The sequence below is a fragment of the Bradyrhizobium sp. SZCCHNR1098 genome (assembly GCF_032489375.1).
Taxonomy (GTDB): Bacteria; Pseudomonadota; Alphaproteobacteria; order Rhizobiales; family Xanthobacteraceae; genus Bradyrhizobium.
In genome coordinates, this window is record NZ_JAUEXY010000008.1 from 68,841 (window position 1) to 93,033 (window position 24,193).

The 24,193-nt window shown below is 64.0% G+C and carries 20 protein-coding genes; 16 read left to right on the forward strand and 4 right to left on the reverse strand.

The genetic code is table 11. The annotated features are described in order from the left end of the window. Positions 1–586 precede the first annotated feature (586 nt). Positions 587–1,420 carry an IclR family transcriptional regulator gene (locus tag QX135_RS18155; RefSeq protein ID WP_316179269.1) on the reverse strand — a complete coding sequence of 278 codons (834 nt, stop codon included), beginning with the start codon at positions 1,418–1,420 and terminating at the stop codon, positions 587–589. Between the two features lie 125 nt (positions 1,421–1,545). Continuing rightward, the gene (locus tag QX135_RS18160; protein ID WP_315739805.1) at positions 1,546–3,687 is read right to left on the reverse strand and encodes an acetate--CoA ligase family protein; all 2,142 of its coding nucleotides are present in this window, start codon (positions 3,685–3,687) and stop codon (positions 1,546–1,548) included. A 226-nt stretch (positions 3,688–3,913) separates the two neighbouring features. Here QX135_RS18160 and QX135_RS18165 point away from each other — a divergent pair, with 226 nt between their 5' ends. The 4 genes from QX135_RS18165 (at position 3,914) to QX135_RS18180 (ending at position 9,290) form a co-directional block, all read left to right on the forward strand. Further along, positions 3,914–4,609: a GntR family transcriptional regulator gene (locus QX135_RS18165; RefSeq protein WP_409998125.1), complete on the forward strand. Its 696-nt coding sequence runs from the start codon at positions 3,914–3,916 to the stop codon at positions 4,607–4,609. Positions 4,610–4,670: 61 nt separating this feature from the next. Further along, positions 4,671–6,404 (forward strand): oxalyl-CoA decarboxylase, encoded by a 1,734-nt coding sequence (gene oxc / locus QX135_RS18170; protein WP_315739806.1) that lies wholly within the window; start codon positions 4,671–4,673, stop codon positions 6,402–6,404. Positions 6,405–6,468: 64 nt separating this feature from the next. After that, positions 6,469–7,746 (forward strand): formyl-CoA transferase, encoded by a 1,278-nt coding sequence (gene frc / locus QX135_RS18175; protein ID WP_315739807.1) that lies wholly within the window; start codon positions 6,469–6,471, stop codon positions 7,744–7,746. Between the two features lie 716 nt (positions 7,747–8,462). Next, complete coding sequence (locus QX135_RS18180; protein ID WP_316179266.1) at positions 8,463–9,290, forward strand: hypothetical protein; 828 nt, start codon at positions 8,463–8,465, stop codon at positions 9,288–9,290. 53 nt (positions 9,291–9,343) lie between these two features. On the opposite strand, the gene QX135_RS18185 is transcribed toward QX135_RS18180, so the two are convergent. Further along, positions 9,344–9,820 (reverse strand): peptidoglycan-binding domain-containing protein, encoded by a 477-nt coding sequence (locus QX135_RS18185; RefSeq protein ID WP_316179264.1) that lies wholly within the window; start codon positions 9,818–9,820, stop codon positions 9,344–9,346. A gap of 449 nt (positions 9,821–10,269) precedes the next feature. Between QX135_RS18185 and QX135_RS18190 the strand changes: the two genes are divergently transcribed. The 10 genes from QX135_RS18190 to QX135_RS18235 all read left to right on the forward strand — a co-directional run bounded on the left by QX135_RS18190 (position 10,270) and on the right by QX135_RS18235 (position 22,670). Then, positions 10,270–10,407 carry a hypothetical protein gene (locus QX135_RS18190; RefSeq protein WP_315739810.1) on the forward strand — a complete coding sequence of 46 codons (138 nt, stop codon included), beginning with the start codon at positions 10,270–10,272 and terminating at the stop codon, positions 10,405–10,407. A 401-nt stretch (positions 10,408–10,808) separates the two neighbouring features. Further along, positions 10,809–11,795 carry a Bug family tripartite tricarboxylate transporter substrate binding protein gene (locus QX135_RS18195; protein ID WP_409998124.1) on the forward strand — a complete coding sequence of 329 codons (987 nt, stop codon included), beginning with the start codon at positions 10,809–10,811 and terminating at the stop codon, positions 11,793–11,795. A 9-nt stretch (positions 11,796–11,804) separates the two neighbouring features. Continuing rightward, on the forward strand, positions 11,805–12,299 hold the full coding sequence (locus tag QX135_RS18200; RefSeq protein ID WP_315739812.1) for a tripartite tricarboxylate transporter TctB family protein: 495 nt from the start codon (positions 11,805–11,807) through the stop codon (positions 12,297–12,299). A 41-nt stretch (positions 12,300–12,340) separates the two neighbouring features. Continuing rightward, positions 12,341–13,840 (forward strand): tripartite tricarboxylate transporter permease, encoded by a 1,500-nt coding sequence (locus QX135_RS18205; protein WP_316179261.1) that lies wholly within the window; start codon positions 12,341–12,343, stop codon positions 13,838–13,840. A gap of 210 nt (positions 13,841–14,050) precedes the next feature. Continuing rightward, entirely contained in the window at positions 14,051–15,337 is a 1,287-nt protein-coding gene (gene oxlT, locus QX135_RS18210; RefSeq protein WP_316179259.1) for an oxalate/formate MFS antiporter, read from the forward strand. A 242-nt stretch (positions 15,338–15,579) separates the two neighbouring features. Beyond that, complete coding sequence (gene oxlT, locus QX135_RS18215; protein ID WP_316179258.1) at positions 15,580–16,893, forward strand: oxalate/formate MFS antiporter; 1,314 nt, start codon at positions 15,580–15,582, stop codon at positions 16,891–16,893. A gap of 221 nt (positions 16,894–17,114) precedes the next feature. Next, positions 17,115–17,534, forward strand: coding sequence for a CBS domain-containing protein (locus QX135_RS18220; protein WP_315812599.1), 420 nt, complete (start codon positions 17,115–17,117; stop codon positions 17,532–17,534). A gap of 138 nt (positions 17,535–17,672) precedes the next feature. Beyond that, positions 17,673–18,641, forward strand: coding sequence for a zinc-binding dehydrogenase (locus QX135_RS18225; RefSeq protein WP_316179255.1), 969 nt, complete (start codon positions 17,673–17,675; stop codon positions 18,639–18,641). A 108-nt stretch (positions 18,642–18,749) separates the two neighbouring features. Next, entirely contained in the window at positions 18,750–20,138 is a 1,389-nt protein-coding gene (locus QX135_RS18230) for a cation diffusion facilitator family transporter (protein ID WP_316179253.1), read from the forward strand. Positions 20,139–20,345: 207 nt separating this feature from the next. Further along, a complete protein-coding gene (locus QX135_RS18235; protein ID WP_315739819.1) occupies positions 20,346–22,670 on the forward strand; it encodes a PAS domain-containing sensor histidine kinase in 2,325 nt (774 codons plus the stop codon). A gap of 242 nt (positions 22,671–22,912) precedes the next feature. On the opposite strand, the gene QX135_RS18240 is transcribed toward QX135_RS18235, so the two are convergent. Next, a complete protein-coding gene (locus QX135_RS18240; RefSeq protein ID WP_315739820.1) occupies positions 22,913–23,059 on the reverse strand; it encodes a hypothetical protein in 147 nt (48 codons plus the stop codon). Between QX135_RS18240 and QX135_RS18245 the strand changes: the two genes are divergently transcribed. After that, a complete protein-coding gene (locus QX135_RS18245) occupies positions 23,043–23,555 on the forward strand; it encodes an isoprenylcysteine carboxyl methyltransferase family protein (RefSeq protein ID WP_315739821.1) in 513 nt (170 codons plus the stop codon). The genes QX135_RS18240 and QX135_RS18245 overlap by 17 nt on opposite strands. Positions 23,556–23,811: 256 nt before the next feature. Then, on the forward strand, positions 23,812–24,153 hold the full coding sequence (locus QX135_RS18250) for an antibiotic biosynthesis monooxygenase (RefSeq protein ID WP_316179355.1): 342 nt from the start codon (positions 23,812–23,814) through the stop codon (positions 24,151–24,153). Positions 24,154–24,193 lie beyond the last annotated feature (40 nt).

The window sequence follows — 24,193 nt, forward strand, 5'->3', positions numbered from 1 at the left end:
TGAGGTCCCTTCGGGTGCGCACGCTTGACGGCTGTGCAAGTCCCTGGGGCTTGGGCAAATGCCGATTCGGAGGCAAATAACAGGCCCAGGGCCAAGGCACCGATGATCGGAATGCTCCCGCCCCTCCTTCGTCGATGCCACGCAGTCAAGTCGTCGCCGTGGTTGGTTGATCGCGATTTCGTCCGCACATGAGTGGCCATATCAAGCTCCCTTCGTTTGCAAGGCCTTCACAATGAGGCCGCGGCTTCAGAACGTTGGCCAGCTTCAGGGCGAACAACATTTGTCATCGCCCGACGCTCCAGCTTTGCGGGACGGTCGCACCGACGCCGCTTAGCCTAGTAAGTGCGACAGCAACTTTAAATTACATTTACTATCATAATATCATATAGATTGCATATCGGCAACGAGCAGAAGCGCGAAATCGCTCAACGGCACGCGAGGAAAGGGTTGAGCTGAATTTTGGACAGAAGGCGCCCCAAGCGACGAACGAGGGAATCATTCCGGTGATGGTGCACTCACCCCTCCGCCCGTGCGTTGGAGTCAGTTGCACTGTCATCGAAACGTTGCACCCTGCCGAAACGTCCTGTTACCGAAACGTTCCGGCCGGCGGCGTCACGCCGCCGAGCGCCGCCGTGAGCTCGGCCGCGACATCCCGCACCATTGCTCCGATCACAGCCACCCGCTCATCGGTCAGCCGGCTCGCCAGGCCCGAGACCGAGATCGCCGCCAACGGCTCGCGGCAGGAATCGTGGACGACGGCGGCGATGCAGCGCAGGCCGATGCGCGCCTCCTCGTCGTCGACGGCATAGCCCTGACGCCTGACGGTCTCCAGCTCGCGGAACAGGTCGCTGGCGCGGATGATGGACTTCTCGGTCAGGCGCGGCATGCCCTGGCGGTGGATGATGCCGTTGACGTCGTCGTCGGAATAGGTCGCGAGCACGGCCTTGCCCATGCCGGAGGCGACCATCGCCAGCCGGCCGCCGACCTTGGTCAGCGAGCGCATGATCTCGCGGCTGTCCAGCCGCATCAGCACCATCAGCGATTCATCGTCGACGACGGCGAGATTGGCGGTCTCGCGCGACTGGTCGCGCAGCCTTCGCAGGTAGGGAATCGCCAGCGCCACGAAATTGCGCCGGCGCGTGAAGGTTGCGCCGACGGCAAAGCTCTGCGCGCCGACATGCCATTTCGACTCCATGCGGTCGAACTGCACGAAGCGGCGCTTTTCCAGCGTCGTCAGCAATCGATGGACGGTGGAGGTCGACAAGCCCGCACGCACGGCGAGATCGCTGAGGCGATAGCCTTCATCGTCCTCGGCGAGAATCTCAAGGATCTGCAGGGCGCGTCCGACGGATTGCACGCCGCCGTCGCGGGGCTCGGCCGCGGCATCTGCGCGGGACTCAATCGTCTTGCGACGGATCACGTGGCGCCTCTTTGCACCGTCATCGAAGGCGGCGCCGTTGCAGGACGGACGGATCTTGCTTGGGTATGCCTACAAAGAAAGTGCCGCTCCGGCGAGGGGCCGGAGCGGCATTCGCATCAGATCAATCAGAGCAGGCCGGCACCGCGCGCCCACTTGTACTTGGCGCCGAGCACCTCGACCGGCAGCTCGGTCGAATAGGCATAGGCCGGGATGCCGTTCTGGTAGAGATATTCAGCGGCCTCCTCGACCTCGACGTCGCCGGCGAGCGAGGCAACGATCGGCTTGACAAAGCCCTTCGCCTCCATCTCCTTCTTCACCTCGACCATGTTGCGCGCGAACACCATCGGCGGGGTCACGATCGTGTGCCAGTAGCCGAGGATCAGCGCGTGGATGCGGTCGTCCGACAGGCCGAGCTTGACCGTGTTCACATAGGTGATCGGCGGCTCGCCACCGGTGATGTCGACCGGGTTGCCGGCGGCACCGAACGGCGGGATGAACTTGCGGAACGCGGCATCGAGATCCGCGGGCATCGCCATCAGCGACATGCCGTTGTCGACGACGGCGTCGGAGAGCAGCACGCCCGATCCGCCGGCGCCGGTGATGATGACGACGTTCTCACCCTTCGGCGTCGGCAGCACCGGCACGCCGCGGGCGAATTCGAGCAACTGGCGCAGCGAGCGGGCGCGGATGACGCCCGACTGCTTGAGCACGTCCTCGTAGATCTTGTCGTTGCCGGCAAGCGCGCCGGTGTGCGACGAGGCGGCCTTGGCGCCAGCCGAGGTGCGGCCGGCCTTGAGCACGATGACCGGCTTCTTCTTGGAAACGCGCTTGGCGGCTTCGGCGAAGGCGCGGCCGTCCTTGAGGTCCTCGCAGTGCTGGGCGATCAAATTGGTGTTGGGGTCCTGCTCGAAGAAGGCGAGCAGATCGTCCTCGTCGATGTCGGACTTGTTGCCGAGGCCGACGATCGCCGAGACGCCCATCTTGGCCGAGCGCGAGAAGCCGATGATCGCCATGCCGATGCCGCCCGACTGCGACGACAGCGCCGCGTGGCCCTTGACGTCGTAGGCCGTGCAGAAGGTCGCGCAGAGATTGGCCGGCGTGTAGTAGAAGCCGTAGATGTTCGGCCCCATCAGGCGGACGTTGTACTTCTTGCCGATCTCGACGATCTCGGCCTGCAGCTCGGGCTCGTTGGCTTCGGCAAAGCCCGAGGGAATCAGCACCGCGCCGGGGATCTGCTTCTCGCCGCATTCGATCAACGCGCCGGCGACGAACTTGGCGGGAATCGCGAACACCGCCGTGTCGATCACGCCGGCGACGTCCTTGACGCTCTTATAGGCCTTGTAGCCGAGGATCTCGGACGCCTTGGGATGGATCGGATAGATCTCGCCCTTGTAGCCGCCGTTGATCAGGTTCTTCATCACGGAGTTGCCGATCTTGCCGTCCTCGGCGGAGGCGCCGATCACGGCGATGGCCTTCGGCATCATGATCCGCTTCATCGCGGTCACGATTTCCTCGTTCGAGCGCGGCGCCGGACGCGGCTTGTAGTCGAAATCGACGACGATGCGGACGTCGGCGGCGATCGCGCCGTTCTTGGTCGCGAACACGGGGTTGAGGTCGAGCTCGACGATCTCCGGGAAATCGCTGACCAGCTGCGACACCTTGACGATCACGTCGGACAGCGCCTCGCGGCTGACCGCGTCGCCGCCGCGCACGCCCTTCAGCATCTCATGCGCCTGGATGCCGTCGAGCATCGACAGTGCGTCTTCCTTGGTGGCGGGGGCGAGACGGAATGTCACATCCTTCAGCACCTCGACGAGCACGCCGCCGAGGCCGAAGGCCACCAGCTTGCCGAACGATCCGTCGGTGATCGAACCGACGATCACCTCGGTCCCGCCGGTCAGCATCTGCTGTACCTGGATGCCTTCGATCTTGGCGTCGGCCTTGTACTTCTTCGCATTCGCGAGAATGGTCTCATACGCCTTCTGCGCGTCGTCAGCGGTCTTGACGCCCACGATGACGCCGCCGGCTTCAGTCTTATGCAGGATGTCGGGCGATACGATCTTCATGACGACCGGGAAACCCATGTCGCCGGCCAGCTTGGCCGCCTCGGCGGCGGATTTGGCCAATCCCTCCTTCGGCACCGGAATGCCATAGGCGTCGCAGACCACCTTGCCTTCGGGGGCGGTGAGGCTGGTGCGCTTGTCGGCCTTCACCCGATCGAGCACTTCGCGGATCGTGGCCTTGGCGTTCGGGATGGCGTCAGACATTGGGGGCTTCCTCCTGGGGACTGGTCGTCGTTTATGGCATTTGGTATGCCAGAAGCAAACTTTGTCAAGCGCATCGAAGATGTGGAAACGCGGAAAAATCGGTCGCCTTGACAGTCTGGCATCTGGCATGCCAAAAATATTGGACGCAAAATGCTGTACACAGGCATCTCCCAAGGAGAGGAGATCGGTCTTGTCTACAGAGAAAACAAACAAGGCATTGCCCATCATGGCCGAGGCCGACATCGCGATCACTCGCATCGCCCCGGAGACGAGCTTCAAGAATAAGGCCTACGAGGCCTTGAAAGAAGCCATTCTCAAGATGGACATCTACGCGTCGCCGGAGCCGGTGATGCTCGACGAACGCGCTCTGTCCGAGCGCCTCGGTGTCAGCCGCACGCCTATCCGCGAAGCGATCGCGATGCTGGAGCAGGACGGTTTCGTGAAGACCGTGCCGCGGCGTGGCATCGTCGTGGTGCGCCGGACCAAGACCGAAATCGTCGACATGATCCGCGCCTGGGCGGCGCTGGAGAGCATGGCGGCGCGCCTGATCACGACGATCGCGCGCAAGAAGGACATCAGCGCGCTGCGCGACTACTTCAAGGATTTCGGCAAGGACCGCCCGCCGCAGGAGCACATCGAGGAATATTCGAAGGCGAACATCGCGTTTCATCAGGCGCTGATCTCGCTGTCGGAATCGCCCGTGCTCGTCGACATGACCAACGACATACTCCTTCACGTGCGCGGCTATCGCCAGCTCACGATCGGGCGCACCGATCGAATCGCCGCGTCCCTGCCCGAGCATCTAGCGATCATCGAGGCGCTGGAGGAACGCAACACCGAGCTCGCCGAGAAGCGCGCCCGTGATCACACGCTGGGCCTCGCGACCTATGTCGAGACGCACGGCCAGGAACTATTCAGCTGACAGGTTCAAACAGAAGAAGACGCCGCAAAGCGCCTTCACAGACGACCAGGGAGAGAGGCGCATGGCGCAGACTGCTGTTAAGACCGAGGCACCGGACACGCACGAGGAGCTCACGGACGGCTTTCATCTCGTCATCGACGCGATGAAGTTGAACGGGATCGACACGATCTACAACGTGCCGGGCATTCCGATCACCGATCTCGGTCGCATGGCGCAGGCTGAAGGCATCCGCGTGCTCTCCTTCCGTCACGAGCAGAACGCCGGCTACGCCGCCGCGATCGCCGGCTTCCTCACCAAGAAGCCGGGCGTGTGCCTCACGGTCTCGGCTCCCGGCTTCCTCAACGGCCTCACTGCGCTCGCGCATGCGACGACGAACTGCTTCCCGATGATCCTGGTCTCGGGCTCCTCGGAGCGCGAGATCGTCGACCTCCAGCAGGGCGACTACGAAGAGATGGATCAGCTCGCGATCGCCAAGCCGCTGTGCAAGGCGGCGTTCCGCGTTCTGCACGCCCAGGACATCGGCATCGGCTTCGCCCGCGCGATCCGTGCCGCCGTCTCGGGCCGCCCCGGCGGCGTCTATCTCGACCTGCCGGCAAAACTGTTCGGCCAGGTGATGAATGCGCAGGCCGGCGCAGCCTCGCTGGTCAAGGTGATCGATCCGGCTCCGGCGCAGATCCCCTCCCCCGACTCGGTCAAGCGCGCGCTCGATCTGTTGAAGAACGCGAAGCGCCCGCTGATCATCCTCGGCAAGGGCGCTGCCTATGCCCAGGCCGACGAGGCGATCAAGACCTTCGTCGAGAAGAGCGGCGCGCCGTTCCTGCCGATGAGCATGGCCAAGGGCCTCTTGCCCGACCTGCATCCGCAATGCGCCGGCGCGGCGCGCTCGACGGTACTGAAGGACGCCGACGTCGTCATGCTGATCGGCGCCCGCCTCAACTGGCTCTTGTCGCACGGCAAGGGCAAGAGCTGGGGCGAGCTGCCTAAGAAGTTCATCCAGGTCGACATCGAGCCGAAGGAGATGGACTCCAACGTCGAGATCGCAGCCCCCGTGGTCGGCGACATCGGCTCGGTCGTCACGGCCTTCTCCGAGGCGATGGGCAGCAACTGGGCCAAGGCACCGGTCGAGTGGACCTCTTCGGTGCAGAAGAAGCGCGAGGACAACGTCGCCAAGATGGCGCCGCGGCTGATGAACAACAACTCGCCGATGGACTATCACGGCGCGCTCGGCGTGCTCCGCACCATCATCAAGGAGCGTCCGGACGCGATCCTGGTCAACGAGGGCGCCAACACGCTCGACCTCGCCCGCGGCGTGATCGACATGTACCAGCCGCGCAAGCGCCTGGACGTCGGCACCTGGGGCGTGATGGGCATCGGCATGGGCTCGGCCATCGCCGCCGCGGTCGAGACCGGTAAGCCGGTGCTGGCGATCGAGGGCGACAGCGCCTTCGGCTTCTCCGGCATGGAGGTCGAGACGATCTGCCGCTACAATCTTCCGATCTGCGTCGTCATCTTCAACAATGACGGCATCTATCGCGGCACCGACCAGAACTCGGCGGGCGACGATCCGGCGACCACCGTATTCGTCAAGGGCGCCCGCTACGACAAGATGATGGAAGCCTTCGGCGGCGTCGGCGTCAACGCGACCTCGCCAGATGAGCTGAAGCGCGCCGTCAACGAAGCGATGGATTCCGGCAAGCCGACCTTGATCAATGCCGTGATCGATCCTGCAGCCGGATCCGAGAGCGGCCGTATCGGCAACCTCAATCCGCAGAGCGTGCTGACGAAGAAGAAGTAAGGCCACCCGCAAGACATCACCTGCCCGCCGATGCGGGATGACCAATCGTTACGGAGAGCAACACATGACCAAGGCGCTCGAGGGCGTTCGCATTCTCGATTTCACCCACGTCCAGTCCGGACCGACCTGCACCCAGCTGCTGGCCTGGTTCGGCGCCGACGTGATCAAGGTCGAGCGGCCGGGCGTGGGTGACATCACCCGCGGCCAGCTCCAGGACATTCCCAACGTGGACAGCCTCTATTTCACGATGCTGAACCACAACAAGCGGTCGATTACGCTCGACACCAAGAACCCCAAGGGCAAGGAGGTTCTGACCGAGCTGATCAAGAAGTGCGACGTGCTGGTCGAGAATTTCGGCCCCGGCGTGCTCGATCGCATGGGCTTCCCCTGGGAGAAGATCCAGGCGATCAACCCGAAGATGATCGTCGCCTCGATCAAGGGCTTTGGCCCTGGCCCCTACGAGGATTGCAAGGTCTACGAGAACGTCGCCCAGTGCACCGGCGGCGCCGCCTCGACCACCGGCTTCCGTGACGGCCTGCCGCTGGTCACCGGCGCGCAGATCGGCGATTCCGGCACCGGCCTGCACCTCGCGCTCGGCATCGTCACCGCGCTCTATCAGCGCACCCACTCCGGCAAGGGCCAGCGCGTCACCGCCGCGATGCAGGACGGCGTGCTCAACCTCTGCCGCGTCAAGCTGCGCGACCAGCAGCGCCTCGACCACGGTCCGCTCAAGGAATACAGCCAGTTCGGCGAGGGCGTGCCGTTCGGCGATGCCGTGCCGCGCGCCGGCAATGATTCCGGCGGTGGCCAGCCGGGCCGCATCTTGAAGTGCAAGGGCTGGGAGACCGACCCGAACGCCTACATCTACTTCATCACCCAGGCCCCGGTCTGGGAGAAGATCTGCGACGTGATCGGCGAGCCGACCTGGAAGACCGATCCGAACTACGCCAAGCCCGCCGCCCGCCTGCCGCGCCTGAACGAGATCTTCGGCCGCATCGAGCAGTGGACCATGACCAAGACCAAGTTCGAGGCCATGGACATCTTGAACGAGTTCGACATCCCCTGCGGCCCGATCCTATCGATGAAGGAAATCGCCGAGGACGAGTCGCTGCGCAAGACCGGCACCCTGGTCGAGGTCGACCATCCGACCCGCGGCAAGTATCTCTCGGTCGGCAACCCGATCAAGCTGTCGGACAGCCCGGCCGACGTCACCCGCTCGCCGCTGCTCGGCGAGCACACCGACGAGGTCCTGCGCCAGGTGCTGGGCTTCAGCGACCACCAGGTCGCCGAAATCCACGACTCCGGCGCGCTCGATCCGCCGCGCAAGGAAGCCGCGGAGTAAAGGACGGACGCGGCGCGAACGCCGCACGTATGCGTTCCATCGACTCAAAGCCGCCGGCATCGCCCGGCGGCTTTTTGACTTTTGCGGTGAAAGATTGATGTCTCTTCCGCAGACACCGGCGGGGACCTTGGTCTCGGCCTGCGCTGCGGATCACCATTACGGGCCACGGCCGGCCTCAGGGTGAAGCGGACATGACGCATGTCGCCGACGTTTCGACCGTATAACCCAGAGCTGACCTTGGTCGCGACTTCATGTTAGTCTCGTGCGATCGAACACATTGCCAGACCCTCGGGCACGCTTGCAGACTGGCCGTGTCGGGCAATTCTGCCCCTTCTTTGCCGAAAAGCGAATTATGCGACATGTCGACAATGCGCGGCTGAAACAGCGCGCGAAACTCGTGGACGCCCAGCCGTCAGAGAGAGAATACATCCATTCTACACTACAGAACCGAGACCTACCGGCCAGGGAAAAAATTGAGCAAACACTATTGAACTTAGCCACCGCGCTTGGGCGAACGGTCGTAAGCCGAATCACGATCCGGGACGGCACGACCATGTATTCAGTTGATGGTTCGACCTACCAGCGAGGTGCAAACGCTATCCTTGAGCTTTCGCGGGAAATCGTAGAATCTCGGGGCCAATGAACACCGGGTGCACTGTTAGCGAAACCATCGACTTCCGAAATGAAAGCGAGACGTCCGTTGAGGAGGCCTCCCAGTGGCCCATTGGTTTCAAAAAGGCTGGCTGCTCATTTCCCTGATGTCCGCCGTGCTTTCAGCGCCGACCGGCGTTGCACGTGCTCTGGACGACGCGAGTGATCGCGAGAGCTATGACCGTGCGGTCTCCTATTGCCGGTCGATCTGGCCGCCGAGAGCCATGACGCTGAGCCCGGACAAGCGCCTCATGTGTTTCGACACGACGATGCTTCCAGAAGTCGACGTATCACTGACGAAAGCACTCGAGCTTGGTGGGCTCTTCGTCATCCGCAGCACCGGCGGGAGGGAAGACAAAGCCCTCGAACTCGCCGATCTCATTCGCGAGCGGCATGCGACCGTTGTCGTCTATGACTACTGCTTCTCGGCCTGCGCCGAATTCATCATCACCGCTCCCGACCAAACTTACGTGCTCAAGGACGCCCTCGTTCTCTGGCATAATCCCCAAAGCAGCGACCCGGCCCATCCCTATTGTGCATTCCTCAAGACACCACGCGACGGCGGTCCGAGGGGCTTGCGGCGTGGACCATGTCGCGAGGGAAGCGACACCGTCGAATACTCATCGGCGCGCCAAGCTCGGTTTCTTTGGGAGAGAGCCATCGATCCCTCGTCTGTGATGCCGCCCGACAGCATCTACGTGAGACGAAGAGTGGCCAGCCTCTACGCAGAGACAGGGGTGGATCACGATATCCTATGGACGCTCAACCCGAGATATTACCCGCGTCTCTTTAAGGCAAACATCGTCTTTGAAGACTATCCACAAAGTCAGGAAGAGGTCGATGCGGTCGCGGCCCGATTGGGCATCACGGCGAAGATCATCTACGATCCATGAGCGCCGCAAGTGCCTGTCGGTCGGCAAAGCGGTCAAGCTGTCGGACAGCCCCATCACCTGCCGAATATTCCGCCCACCACCCGATGCATCGCGCCGCCGATCGCGCCGATGGGACCTCCCACATTCCGCTGATGTCGCGCGCGCCCCGCGCTGCGACGGGCCTGGCGGTCGGATTTGGCAGCCTCGGTGGCCGCGTCCATCAGCGCCTTGTGCTGGGCGGCGTTGAGGAAGCCGGTCGCGGGGTAGCCGCGCTCCTCCTGCCAATGGACGAGGGCGGCGCGGGTCGAATCGTCGAACGTCCCGTTGATCTTGGTGCCGAACCCGAGCCGGGTCAGCCCTCGTTGCACGGCGCGACGCTTCGCCTTGGTGAGGCCGATCTGATTCTCGGCCTGCTGATTGGCGTCCTGGGCAGCGATCACGGTATCGGTGGGTGCCGACGCTTCACGAGGTGTGCTGCTCAGACCAGCGTGAGCGACCTGCGCGCTTCCGGCGATCGCCAGGATGGACAGTGCCAGGATCAAGGCGCGCATGGCCTTTCCTTCGCCCTCAGGTCTGCTGATGATACGTTTCGAGGAATACAGCGCGACGGACTGAACGATCAACATCCGGCGGCGCCACTCCGCTTCATTGCAGAGTAACTGCGGCCCGGGCAGCACAGTTCCCTCACCTCGGGCCGATTGTTCCGTCGCGTTGCACGCGGGGGGATCGACGAACGGGATGGCAGCTCTCAGCAGTCGCCGAGATACCCCGACTTTGCCGGCTCGGTCCGCCAAGCAGGATCGAGACGATCCGGTGCCAGGTTGGGCGGCTCTTTCCATATGAAAATGCTGCCTTCGATTGGAAATCCAAATTGTGGCATTCCTGCTGCAGCGCAAAATCCTCATGCCGCTATGCAATATCACGCGTTGTATCTGGCATCTGGTATACGTAAATTCTCCTCAGTCAGAACGTCGTACCGCCCAACTGATGGAGACAAACCATGGCCAAGACCGCCGCCCTCCCCCTCGTTCAGCCCGTGTCCCTGTTCGGCCGCCTGCTGGCGACGCTCGATCGTGTTCTCATGACGAGCGCCCGCGCCGCCAACCGCAACGGCGACCTGCCGTATTTCGGCCTCTGAGGCCGGCGCGCTTCGCGCGCGCAAGCAGCAGCGAAGCCCAATCAAAAGCCCCGGACCTCCGGGGCTTTTGCTTTTGCGACACCCCCCGCGGCCTGCGACAAATTGGCCCCGTGAGCATCCCAACCGATCTCCTCAATTGCGGTCGGTCACCTCTTCATACCAAAATCAAATCGGTCGATTTGCTGCGGATGCACGTCTTGCTGCATGACCCAGGCCGCTACTACAACTTTTGGCTGCATGGGCATTGCGAGAGAGTCCAAGGCCGACGACGACCTGAAGCGCGTCACGGTGGAGGATGACACCGGCCGGACTCGACGGGTCAGTGGTTCGATTGGGCATAGCGGCCGGAAGAAGCCGTGCGGTCCGGGAATGAAGGGGAGAAAGCGTCGATGAAGCGTTCCATGCGCGTGGCCGTTGTGGCCGGCGTCGCCCTGATGGTGGGGCATATCCCGGCTCTGGCGGGATGGGAGCCCGTCCGGCCCGTCGAGTTCATCGTTCCGGCCGGAACCGGCGGCGGTGCCGACCAGATGGCTCGGACGATTCAGGGCATCGTCACCAAGCACAATCTGATGAAGCAGCCGCTGGTCGTCATCAACAAGTCCGGCGGTGCCGGTGGCGAAGGCTTCCTCGACGTCAAGGCGTCAGCCGGCAACCCCCACAAGATCATCATCACCCTGTCGAACCTGTTCACGACGCCGCTCGCGACCGGCATTCCGTTCAGCTGGAAGGACCTCACACCGGTCGCCATGCTGGCGCTCGACGAATTCGTGCTCTGGGTCAACGCCGACAAGCCCTACACAACCGCCAAGGACTACATCGACGCGGTCAAGCAAGGCGCGGGCATCCTCAAGATGGGCGGCACCGGCTCGAAGCAGGAAGACCAGATCATCACGGTGGCCATGGAGAAGGCGACCGGCGCCAAGTTCACCTACATCCCCTACAAGGGCGGTGGCGAAGTGGCCGTGCAACTGGTCGGCAACCACATCGATTCCACCGTCAACAATCCGATCGAAGCGGTGGCGCAATGGCGCGGCGGCAAGGTCAGGCCGCTCTGCGTGTTCGACGACAAGCCGATGGGCTACGGCGAGCAGATCACCGACGGCAAGGCCTGGAAGGACATTCCGACCTGCAAGTCGCAGGGCCTCGACATCGAATACCTGATGCTGCGCGGCATCTTCATGTCGCCGCGGGCCACCAAGGACCAGATCGAATACTATGTCGACCTGTTCAAGAAGGTGCGGGAAACCCCGGAATGGCAGGACTTCATGAAGACCGGCGCCTTCAACACCACCTTCATGACCGGTGCGGACTACGCGAAGTGGGTTGAGACCGAAGAGAAGCGTCACGAGCTCCTGATGAAGGAAGCCGGCTTCCTCGCCTCGAACTGAGCGGCTCGCATGAGAAGCCAGGGAGGATCCGCCGGGCCCAGCCACAAGGCGGTCGAACTCGGCGTCACGCTCGCGATCGCGCTGTTCGGGATCATCGTGATCCTCGGCAGCGTGAAGGCGGGGATCAATTGGGGCGCCGAGGGGCCGCGCGCGGGATTCTTCCCGTTCTATGTCGGCCTGTTCATCATCGCGGCGAGCGCGATGAATGTCCGCAACACGCTGCGCGAGGCTGACGGCAGCGTCTTCGCCGAATGGCGTCAGCTCCGCCAGGTCATGAGCGTGGTGGTGCCGACGGCGATCTATGTCGGCGCCCTGCCCTTCACCGGCCTGTACGTCGCCTCCATGATCTTCATCGCCTGGTTCATGCGTTGGCTTGGCAAATATGGCTGGCTCACGGTGGCGGCGGTCGCGATCGGAATGCCGGTGGTGACCTATCTGATCTTCGAGCGCTGGTTCATGGTCCCACTGCCCAAGGGGCCGGTCGAGGATTGGCTCGGACTCTGACACGAAAACTCATCCGCTGAGGGTTGCAGGACCAAGCTGGCATGGAAGAACTCGCCAATCTGTTTCACGGCTTCGCAGTCGCGCTCCAGCCCTTCAACATCATGGTGATGATCCTCGGGATCGTGCTCGGGGTGATCATCGGCGTGCTGCCGGGATTGGGCGGCGCCAACGGCGTCGCGATCCTGCTGCCGCTGACCTTCAGCATGCCGCCGACCTCGGCCATCATCATGCTGTCCTGCATTTATTGGGGCGCCTTGTTCGGCGGCGCCATCACCTCGATCCTGTTCAACATACCCGGCGAACCATGGTCGGTCGCGACCACGTTCGACGGCTACCCGATGGCGCAGCAGGGCAAGGCCGGCGAGGCGCTCACGGCGGCGTTCACCTCGTCCTTCGTCGGCGCGCTGTTCGCGGTCATCATGATCACGCTGATCGCGCCGCTGGTGGCCGGCTTCGCGCTTCAGTTCGGCCCGGCCGAGAAATTCGCCGTCTACTTCCTCGCCTTCTGCAGCTTCGTCGGCCTGAGCAAGGAGCCGCCGTTCAAGACGATCGCGGCGATGATGATCGGCTTCGCGCTCGCCGCAGTCGGGCTCGATTCCATCACCGGCCAGCTCCGGCTCACCTTCGGCATCACCGAGTTGCTCAACGGCTTCGACTTCCTGATCGCGGTCATCGGCCTGTTCGGCATCGGCGAGATCCTGCTGACGATGGAGGAAGGCTTGAGCTTCCGCGGCGGCAATGCCAAGATCAATCTGCGGGTGGTGCTGCACACCTGGAAGGAGATGCCGGCGTATTGGCTGACGTCGCTGCGCTCCTGCCTGATCGGCTGCTGGATGGGCATTACGCCCGCCGGCGCGACGCCGGCGTCGTTCATGAGCTACGGCATCGCCAAGCGCGTCTCCAAGCGCGGCAGGAATTTCGGCAACGGCGAGATCGAGGGCGTCGTCGCGCCGGAGACGGCGGCCCATGCGGCGGGCACGGCTGCGCTGCTGCCGATGCTGTCGCTCGGCGTGCCCGGCTCCCCCACGGCGGCGGTGCTGCTCGGCGGCCTCTTGATCTGGGGCCTCCAGCCCGGCCCGATGCTGTTCGTCGAGCAGAAGGAATTCGTCTGGGGTCTGATCGCCTCGATGTATCTCGGCAACCTCGCCGGCCTGCTCGTCGTGCTGACCTGCGTGCCGGTCTTCGCGGCGATCCTGCGCATTCCCTTCAGCATCATCGCCCCGCTCATCCTGGTGCTCTGTGCCATCGGCGCCTATTCGGTGCACAGCAGCACGTTCGACGTCGTGCTGATGCTGGTGTTCGGCGTGCTCGGCTATCTGTTCAAGAAGTGCGGCTATCCGCTCGCGCCGCTGGTGCTCGCCATCGTGCTCGGCGACAAGGCCGAGGAGGCCTTCCGGCAGTCGCTGCTGGGATCCCAGGGATCGCTCGCGATATTCTTCTCCAACGGATTGGTCGGCACCATCATGGCGCTCGGATTGATCGCGCTGTTCTGGTCGGCGATCCAGCAGGGCTACAACCGGTTGCGGGCCGTAGCCGCATAAACTCGCCCCTACTCCGATAGTTGAGCTACAAATATCCTCTGCTGCGTCGTATTGTCGCTGCAGCGATTTGCCTTGCTTCTACAGGGCTTTTTTCGTCGATCGCTGGGCTACCAGCGAGCACGGGGTCGATGAATCCGCTTGTCTATTGGCATATCATATACCAAACTCCGCATAGCTGTTAGGACAAAAATAGACAGCCCTGGAGGAAACATGACGGACTTGGCTCACGCGGGGGCGCCCGCATCTGCAAGAGTAAGCGACGCCTATCGCTGGACGCAGCTCGCGGTTGGCGTCCTGGCGATGGTGATGATCGCCAACTATCAATATGGCTGGACCTTCTTCGTCCCGGATATCGCCAAGACGTTCGGCTGGGATCGCGCCTCGATCCAGTGGGCCTTCACCCTGTTCGTGCTGTTCGAAACCTGGCTCGTGCCGGTCGAGGGCTGGTTCGTCGACAAATACGGCCCGCGCATCGTCGTGCTCGTCGGCGGCGTGCTCTGCGCGATCGGCTGGATGATCAACGCCTACGCCACCTCGCTCAACGGCTACTATCTCGGCATGATCATCGCGGGCATCGGCGCCGGCGGCGTCTACGGCACCTGCGTCGGCAACGCGCTGAAGTGGTTTCCCGACAAGCGCGGCCTCGCGGCAGGCATCACGGCAGCCGGCTTCGGCGCCGGCTCGGCGCTGACAGTCGCGCCGATCCAGGCCATGATCCGCGACTCCGGCTTTCAGACCACCTTCCTGTATTTCGGTCTCGGCCAGGGCATCATCATCATCATCCTCGCCTTCTTCCTGTTCGCGCCCAAGGAAGGCCAGGTGCCGGCCGTTGCTCAGAACACGAACCTGGTGCAGAGCCGTCGCAACTACAACCCGACCGAAGTGATCCGTCAGCCGATCTTCTGGCTGATGTACTTCATGTTCGTGATCGTCGGCGCCGGCGGCCTGATGGTGACGGCCAACCTCAAGCCGATCGCCGGCGACTGGAAGGTCGACAACATTCCGGTGACGCTGATCGGCATGACCATGACGGCGGTGACTTTCGCAGCCACCATCGACCGCGTGCTGAACGGCCTGACGCGTCCGTTCTTCGGCTGGATCTCCGACAACATCGGCCGCGAGAACACGATGTTCATCGCGTTCGGCATGGAAGGCATCGGCATCTGGGCGCTGTACATGCTGGGCCATGATCCCGTGTGGTTCGTGATCCTCTCCGGCTTCGTGTTCTTCGCCTGGGGTGAGATCTACTCGCTCTTCCCCTCGACCTGCACCGACACGTTCGGCACCAAGTTCGCCACCACCAATGCCGGCCTGCTCTACACCGCCAAGGGCACGGCCGCGCTGCTGGTGCCGATCGCGAACTACATGCAGCAATCGAGCGGCAACTGGGATCGCGTCTTCATCATCGCGGCCGGCGCCAACATCCTGGCATCGATCCTCGCGATCGCGGTGCTCAAGCCCTGGCGGAGGGTCGTGGTGCAGAAATCGACGCTCTGACGCATCCCTTCGCGCTGCAACAAAAAAATAAAAAACGCGTCCAGATTGACGACGCTCGGCATTTTGCCGAGCGTTTTCTTTTGCTTGGCGGACGATTTCGGTCTCGCTGCAAAGCAACATGTCGCACCCTGTGTCGCAGGCCATATTGCAGACTGGAATATATTATACCAGAATGGTTCCGTGCGCAGATGAGGAGCGCGCTTGCAGCGGCATCCTCCAAGAGAGCGCGTTTGGGAGGACACATGGTTTCCAGCACAGAGGCAACACCGCCTGTCCAGGCACAGTCCAGCGGCTTCCGCTGGATCCAGCTCGCAATGGGCATCGTCTGCATGGCGATGATCGCCAACCTGCAATATGGCTGGACGTTGTTCGTCGATCCAATCGACGCGAAGTTTCACTGGGGTCGCACGGCGATCCAGCTGGCTTTCACGATCTTCGTCGTCACCGAAACCTGGCTCGTGCCGGTCGAGGCCTGGTTCGTCGACAAATACGGTCCGCGCGTCGTCATCATGTTCGGCGGCGTCATGATCTCGCTAGCCTGGATGCTGAACTCCTACGCCGACTCGCTCACCCTGCTCTACGCCGGCGCCGTCATCGGCGGCATCGGCGCGGGCGCGGTGTACGGCACCTGCGTCGGCAATGCGCTGAAATGGTTTCCCGACCGCCGCGGCCTCGCCGCCGGCGCCACCGCCGCGGGCTTCGGCGCCGGTGCCGCGCTGACCGTGGTGCCGATCGCCAGCATGATCGCCTCGAGCGGCTATCAGAGCGCCTTCTTCACCTTCGGCATCGGCCAGGGGCTGGTCGTGTTCGTGCTCGCGATCTTCCTGCGGCCGCCGACGGTTGCGGCGCCGGCCCGCAAGAAGCAGCTCAATCTGCCGCAGAGCAAGATCGACTACACGCCGCCGCAGGTGCTGCGCACGCCGATCTTCTGGATCATGTATCTGGTGTTCGTCATGGTGGCCTCGGGCGGCCTGATGACCGCCGCCCAGATCGCCCCGATCGCCCACGACTTCAAGATCGCCAACGAGCCGGTGACGCTCGCCGGCTTCCAGATGGCGGCGCTGACGTTTGCGATCTCGCTCGATCGAATCTTCGACGGCTTCGGCCGCCCTGTGTTCGGCTGGATCTCCGACACGATCGGTCGCGAGCACACCATGTTCATCGCCTTCGGCACGGCCGCTTTGATGCTGCTGACGCTGTCGAGCTACGGGCACAATCCGATCGTGTTCGTGCTCGCGACCGCCGTCTATTTCGGCGTGTTCGGCGAAATCTACAGCCTGTTTCCGGCGACCTCGGGCGATACGTTCGGCAGCAAATACGCCGCGACCAACAACGGCATGCTCTACACCGCGAAGGGCACCGCCTCGCTGCTGGTCCCGCTCGCGAGCCTCGTCTCCGCAAAATATGGCTGGCAGGCCGTGTTCGTGATCGGCGTCGGGCTGAACGCGACGGCCGCATTGACGGCGCTGTTCGTGATCAAGCCGCTGCGCCGCGCCTTCATCCTCGGCAAGGAGCCGGTTACCGAGCCGGTGACGCAGGACGCCCGGATGGCGTGACGCCACTGTTTCTTCCCGCGACTTCAGGAGGCGCACCACGGTGCGCCTCCTTTTTTTGCGCCGGAGCAGGACGCTGGCGCGTCATATTCGGCAGCTCCGGCAGTGTCGCTGACGTGTTTTTTCGGTGGCCGAGCGCACGAAAAGCCGTCAAACCCGATTGACTTCTGGCATAACGTATACCAGACTTCCCTCCGTTCACTATCAACAAACGGGAGGGTGCCATGAAAGTCGGAGACATCCTGCGCAACAAGACGGCGCGCGTGATCACGGTGCGAATGAACGAGACCGTCGGCGTCGCGGCGCAGCTGATGCGCGCCAGCAATGTCAGCGCCCTCGTCGTCAAGGACGTCGTCCGCACCGAAGGCAACACCGCGGCCGGCATGTTCACCGAACGCGACGTCGTACGCGCCATCGCCGAGCATGGCGCCGCCGGCGTCAACCTGAAGGTCTCGCAGTTGATCTCGCCGCAGCGGCTGATCTCCTGCAGCACCGAGGATACGCTCGAGCACGTGCGGCACCTGATGAGCGTGCACCACATCCGCCACCTCCCCGTCATCGTCGACTTCGCGCTCGCCGGCGTCATCAGCATGCGCGACGTCTCCAGCGCCTTCGACGAAGCGGAAGCTCCGGTCGCCGCCTGACGCGTCCAGCCCGGTCAGCGGAACCGGTTCATGACTGAGAGAGTCTTGTCGGAGCAGCGCGCCGCCTGTTAGGCGGTGCGCAGAGAGGAGCGGCACAGTAAGGTCGCCGCTCATGCCGACCCGACAGGATTCCTCGCGATGAAAGCCTATGTCTACGGCGCCCAGGGCGCCGCGATCACCGATATCGCCAAGCCCGCGCCGAAGGGCACGCAGGTCCTGGTGCGCGTGCGCGCCTGCGGCCTCAATCGCGCCGACCTCGGCATGACAAAGGGGCATGTGCATGGTGCCGCCGGCGGCGTCGGCACCGTGCTCGGCATGGAATGGGCCGGCGAGGTCGCCGAGCTCGGTCCCGACGCCAGGGGCGTCAAGATCGGCGACAAGGTCATGGGCTCGGGCAGCGCGGCGTTCGCCGAATACACCCTTGCCGACCATGGCCGCCTGTTCCACGCGCCGTCGAACATGAACTTCGACGAGGCCGCCACGCTGCCGATCGCGCTGACCACGATGCACAACGCCGTCGTCAGCAACGGCGCTTTGCAGCCGGGCCAGCGCGTGCTGGTGCAGGGCGCGAGCTCCGGCGTCGGCCTGATGGCGATGCAGATCGCAAAGCTCAAGGGCGCCTCGCTGGTGGTGGGCTCCTCGACCGATGCGATGCGCCGCCAACGGCTCAACGAGTTCGGCGCCGATCTCGCCATCGACTCCAGCGATCCCGCCTGGGTCGATCAGGTGCTACAGGCGACCAACGGCGAGGGCGTCGATCTGATCATCGACCAGGTGTCGGGCAAGGTCGCCAATCAGAACCTTGCCACGACCAAGGTCCTCGGCCGCATCGTCAATGTCGGCCGGCTCGGCGGCACCCATGCCGACTTCAACTTCGACCTGCACGCGGCGCGCCGCATCACCTATGTCGGCGTCACCTTCCGCACCCGTTCGATCGAGGAGGTCCGTACGATCTTCGACGAAGTGAAAAAGGACATCTGGAGTGCGGTCGAGCAGCGCACGCTGCGGCTGCCGATCGACCGCGTCTTCGCCTTCGACGACATTGGCGCGGCGTTCGCGCACATGGAGGCGAACAAGCATCTCGGCAAGATCGTGGTGACCTTGTGAACGCAAGCTTCTGAGATTTAGAAGCACTCGAAACAGCGCGCGGTCCACGCCCATGGACCGCGCGATCCCGGCTTTCATGGTGCGGCCTCGGCTGCTACATCCGCCGCCATGAGAGACGCCGCCCCCCATGTCGATTCCGGGAAAACCCGTGTCGCCGCGATCTCGATCGCGGCGAGCGCCAGCATGGCCGCGGCGAAGTTCATCGTCGGCATCCTGATCGGCAGTCTCGCGCTCGTCTCCGAGGCACTGCACAGCGCCGTCGACGTCGTCGCCACCGTGATCACCTGGATGGTGGTTCGGGTATCGGACCGGCCGGCCGACGACGAGCATCATTACGGCCACGGCAAGCTGGAGAGCCTATCGGCGCTGGGCGTCATCGCCCTGCTCTACGTGCTGGCCGGCGGCGTGCTGGTGGAATCCGTCAGCCGGCTGCGCGAGGCGGCGGCGCCGCCGTCGCTGTCGGCGATTCCGTTCGTGGTGCTGCTGGTCGACATCGCCGTCAACTTCTGGCGCGCCCGCGCGCTGCACCGGGCCGCGCACGAGACCCACAGCCAGGCGCTCGCCGCCGACGCGCTGCATTTCGCCTCCGACGTGCTCGGCTCGATCGCCGTCATCGCCGGCCTCGTCCTCACCGCGCTCGGCTTCTGGTGGGGCGATTCCGCCGCCGCGGTCGCGGTCGCCCTGATGATCTCCGTGCTCGGCCTGCGGCTGGCGCGCTCCACCGTAGAAACACTGCTCGACCGCGCGCCAGAGGGGGCGGCCGAGAAGGCGCGCGCCGCGATCCGTTCGATCAATGGCGTCGTCGATGTCGAGCGGCTACGGGTCCGGCTCGTCGGCGCGACGCATTTCGTCGACGCCACGGTGCAGGTGCCGCGCACCTACCCGATCGACCGCGTGCACGAGATCAAGCGCGATGCGCAGGCCGCAGTCGATGCCAGCCTGTCCGGCGCCGACGTCACCTTCACGACGGTGCCGGTCGCGCTCAGCAACGAGAGCGTGCGCGAGCGCATCATGGTGATCGCGCGCAATTCCGGCCTCGCGATCCATCACGTCACCGTCCATGACGTCGGTGGCCGCCTGATCGTCGCGATCGACCTCGAGGTCGACGGCGACATGAGCCTGTTCGGAGCGCATGCGATCGCGCACGAGCTGGAACGCAGCATCCGCGCCGAATTCGGCGCCGACGTCGAGGTCGACACCCATATCGAGCCGCTCGAGCCCGAGCTGCCATTCGGCGTCGATGCGCCAGCGCAGCGGATCGCCGAGATCGCCGAGGCCCTGCAGCGCCTCGCCGCCGAGACCGACATGTACGACGTGCACAATGTCCGCGTCCGCAACACCGAGGCCGGCGAGATCGTCAACTTCCACTGCCGCGCCGCGCCGTCGATGAGCGTGCTGAAGGTGCACGACAATGTCGACCACATCGAGCGCGGGGTGCGTCGCGCCTTCCCGAGCGTCAAGCGCGTCATCAGTCACGCCGAGCCGCCGCACGGCTGAAGCATGAAAGTCATGCTGCGTTCCCGCTTCGGACTCACTCTGCCGGCTTTTCGCCATGGCAATTCCGCATTGGATAAGATTTATTAGCTTTTGCCAAATCGTTGACTCTCGACAGCCCGACAAATCTGGATTCAAATCAACTTGATTCGGAAGCGGCTGGAGCTCTTTCGAAATTCGGGTATCCAAGAAGTTTCGGGGGTCTACAGCATGGCGCGTGCGCATGCCGCGAACGCGTGCGTCCAATCTTCTGATTCCATCAAAGGGTTGGCGCAATCGATCGCGAAACCGGCCTATCAAAGACTGCTGACTGCTGAGCCGGTATTGCGTCGTGCTGTCCCTACTTTGATCATCGCCTTTCTCGTCACCATCTGTCTCGGCGCCTTCGTCCAGGTGCTCGACCAGAGCCGTCAGAAGCGCGGCGCGACCAAGCGCGACCTGGCCGCGATCTCCGACCTGCTCGCCGACCGCATCGGTCATCTGGCGATGCGCCCGGACCGCATCGCCCACATCGAGCATCTGCAGAGCCTGCTGCCCGACCTGATCCCCGCCTGGGGAGCGGCGGCCGGACGCCACGTGATCGTCACCGGCGCCGACCACCGCATCCTGGCCCGGGTTCCGGTCGACGCAGCGCTCGGCGAGAACGACCGCATCCTCGATCTGATCTCGACCGCGCAGCTCTTGGCCACGCCCGGCCTGCAGGGCGCGGTCACCGAGATCACCTTGCCGAACGGCCGTCCGGCCTTCGCGGTGTCGCAGTTGATCAAGGCGCTGCCCGGCCGCGTCGTCGTGATCCAGGAGAAGCTCGAGCCGATCTGGGGCTCGGACGCCGCGCTCTCGGTGACCTTGTCGGCGACGACGGGCTTCGTCGTTCTGATCCTGGGCTTCGCCTTCCACTGGCAGTCGACCCGCGCCCGCGAAGGCGACCTGATCAACGACGCGGTGCGTGGCCGCATCGACACCGCGCTCAACCGCGGCCGCTGCGGGCTGTGGGACTGGGACCTGTCGCGCGGGCGCATCTTCTGGTCGAACTCGATGTTCGCGATGCTCGGCCTCGAAAACCGCACCGACCTCCTCACCTTCGGCGAGGTCAACGCGCTGGTGAACTCGGACGACATCGACCTGTTCGCGATCGCCGACCAGCTCGTCGCCGGCGGCATCCACCAGATCGACCAGAGCTTCCGGATGCGCCACACCGAGGGCCACTGGATCTGGCTCCGGGTCCGTTGCGAGCTCAGCCAGGGCACCTCCGACTCCGGCCTGCACCTGATCGGCATCGCGGTCGACGTCACCGAGCAGAAGAGCCTGGTCGAGAAGACCGTCGAGGCAGACCTCCGCCTGCGGGACGCGATCGAGACGATCTCGGAAGCCTTCGTGCTGTGGGACGCCAACAACCGGCTCGTGCTGTGCAACTCGCATTTCCAGAAGCTGCACAAGCTGCCGGACTCCGCCGTGATCCCCGGCACCTCCTACGAGACCGTCATCGAGGTCGGCAAGATGCCGGAGATCCGCACCCGGCTGCACGACCACAGCCAGCAGGCGCCGGGCGGGCGCACCTTCGAGGCCCAGCTCGACGACGGCAGCTGGCTGCACATCTCCGAGCGCCGCACCAAGGACGGCGGCTACGTCTCGGTCGGCACCGACATCACCCGCATCAAGGAGCACGAGCAGAAACTCGTCGACAACGACCTGCGCCTGCGCGCCACCGTGATCGACCTGCAGCGCTCGCAGAGCGCGCTGGAGCGCCAGGCGATCGAGCTCGCCGACCTCGCCGAGAAGTACTCGCAGGAAAAGACCCGCGCCGAGGAAGCCAACCAGACCAAGTCGAAATTCCTCGCCAACATGAGCCACGAGCTGCGCACGCCGCTCAACGCCATCATCGGCTTCTCCGAGATCATGGGCAGCGGCATGTTCGGCTCGCTCGGCTCGGAGAAGTATCAGGAGTACTGCCACGACATCCTGACCTCTGGTCAGTATCTGCTCGAAGTGATCAACGACATCCTCGACATGTCGAAGATCGAGGCCGGCCGCATGAAGCTCGACATGGAGCCGCTGGACCTCGCCAAGACGCTGGCCGAATCCCTGCGCGTCGTCTCCGGCCGCGCCCAGGACAAGAGCCTGGTGCTCGACGCCGACATCGGAGGCAGCATCCCCGTCGTCGCCGACCGCCGCGCCACCAAGCAGATCATGGTCAACCTGCTGTCCAACGCGGTGAAGTTCACCCCCGAAGGCGGCCGGGTCACGATGCGCAGCCGCGTGTTCGAGGACAAGGTCGTGCTCATCATCGCCGACACCGGCATCGGCATCCCCGCCCAGTCGCTGGCGCGGCTCGGCCGACCGTTCGAGCAGGTCGAGAGCCAGATGACCAAGACCTATCACGGCTCCGGCCTGGGGCTCGCGATCGCCCGCTCGCTGGCCCAGCTGCACGGCGGCTCGATGCGGCTGCGCTCGCGGCTGGAGTTCGGCACCGTGGTCCGCGTCACCCTGCCCCGCGACGCCCATAAGGCAACAGCGAGCATCTCCGTCGCGGCATGAGTTGCGTGCGTGGTGCCGTAGGGTGGGCAAAGGCGCGCCCGCGAGACGCGCGTTGAGCTGTGCTCTCTCGCGCGCCGTGCCCACCGATGTTCGCGACGCAGACGGTGGGCACGCGCCGCCCTGCGGGCGGCTCTTTGCCCACCCTACGCCAGCTACAAGAACGTCGTCGTGCACGGCTGCATCGACAAAGACCGCTGTCGTCCCAGCAACCTCTCGCGGTACATGACGCCCAAGGTCTGCAATCAGCTGCCCTTTTCGCCGCGTGCGCTGACATCGGCCTCGCACTTAGTAAGCAACATTAGCAGAATGTGGTATTGACGCACCTGCGCATCGGCAACTAAGGCAATCGCTCCGAAATCTGGAGTGCCGAGCGTGATCATCGCCTTCATTGTCGCCGCCTTTGCCTATCGTTTCGCCATGCTCGCCGTCTCGATCCGCAACGAGAAGCGGCTGCGCGCCAACGGCGCGACCGAATACGGAGCATCGGTTTCGCGCTGGCTTGCGATCGCCCATGTCGCCTTCTACCTCGCCGCGACGACCGAGGGCCTTGTCCGCGACGCCCCGGTCGACGCCGTCAGCATCACGGGGTTCGTGATCTATCTGTTCGGTGCGGTGATGCTGTTCGTGGTGTCACGGCTGCTCGGCCGGTTTTGGACCGTCAAGCTGATGATCGCGCGGGACCATGCGCTGGTGACGCATCCGCTGTTCCGGATGGTCCGCCATCCCAACTACTTCCTCAACATCCTGCCCGAGCTGATCGGCTACGCCCTGACGCTGCACGCCTATGTCACGCTCGTGGTCGGCATGACCATCTATGCCGTGCCGCTCGTCTTGCGCATCCGGCAGGAGGAGAAAGTGATGCGGGAGAGGTTTGCGGGCTATTAGTCCTTCCACGCCACGATCACCCTCAATTCGGGGGGGCGTCAATGGGAGGGCGCGAAGCGGCCTCGCTGACGATGGAAGCTGGAATCTCCATATGGTTCGGGACGGCGGATTCCGGGTTCAAGGCCTATAGGTCTTGCCCCGGAACGATGGTGGCTGTCTGACACGTCGGTCGCAGAAAGCGCAATTTTGACCAAGTGCACTGCCACCGGCCTGTGCGAGTTCTCGGGTGAACATCGTCACGACGGAGGACGATCAGATGCTGAAGCGTATATGGCGCGGCTGGACCAGGGCGGCGGATGCCGACGCCTATGAGGAGCTGCTGAGGTCGACAATCTTTCCGGCCATTGTGGATCAGGCAATCGAAGGATTTATAGGCATCGAGCTGCTGCGCAGACCGCTGGAGGCCGAGGTCGAATTCGTGACGATCATGACCTTCGTCGATCAGGCGGCGGTGGTTCGATTTGCGGGTCCAGCGCATGACACGGCGGTGGTGCCGCCCGCGGCGCGGAAGCTGCTCAGCCGCTATGACAGCCATGCCGCGCATTATGAGCTGAAGACCACGCGCCACGCGCAAGGTCAGGGTTCCCCAACCGCATGAGAGCCCGAAGTCTGCCGATGACGCCAGCGAGGTCGGTGAC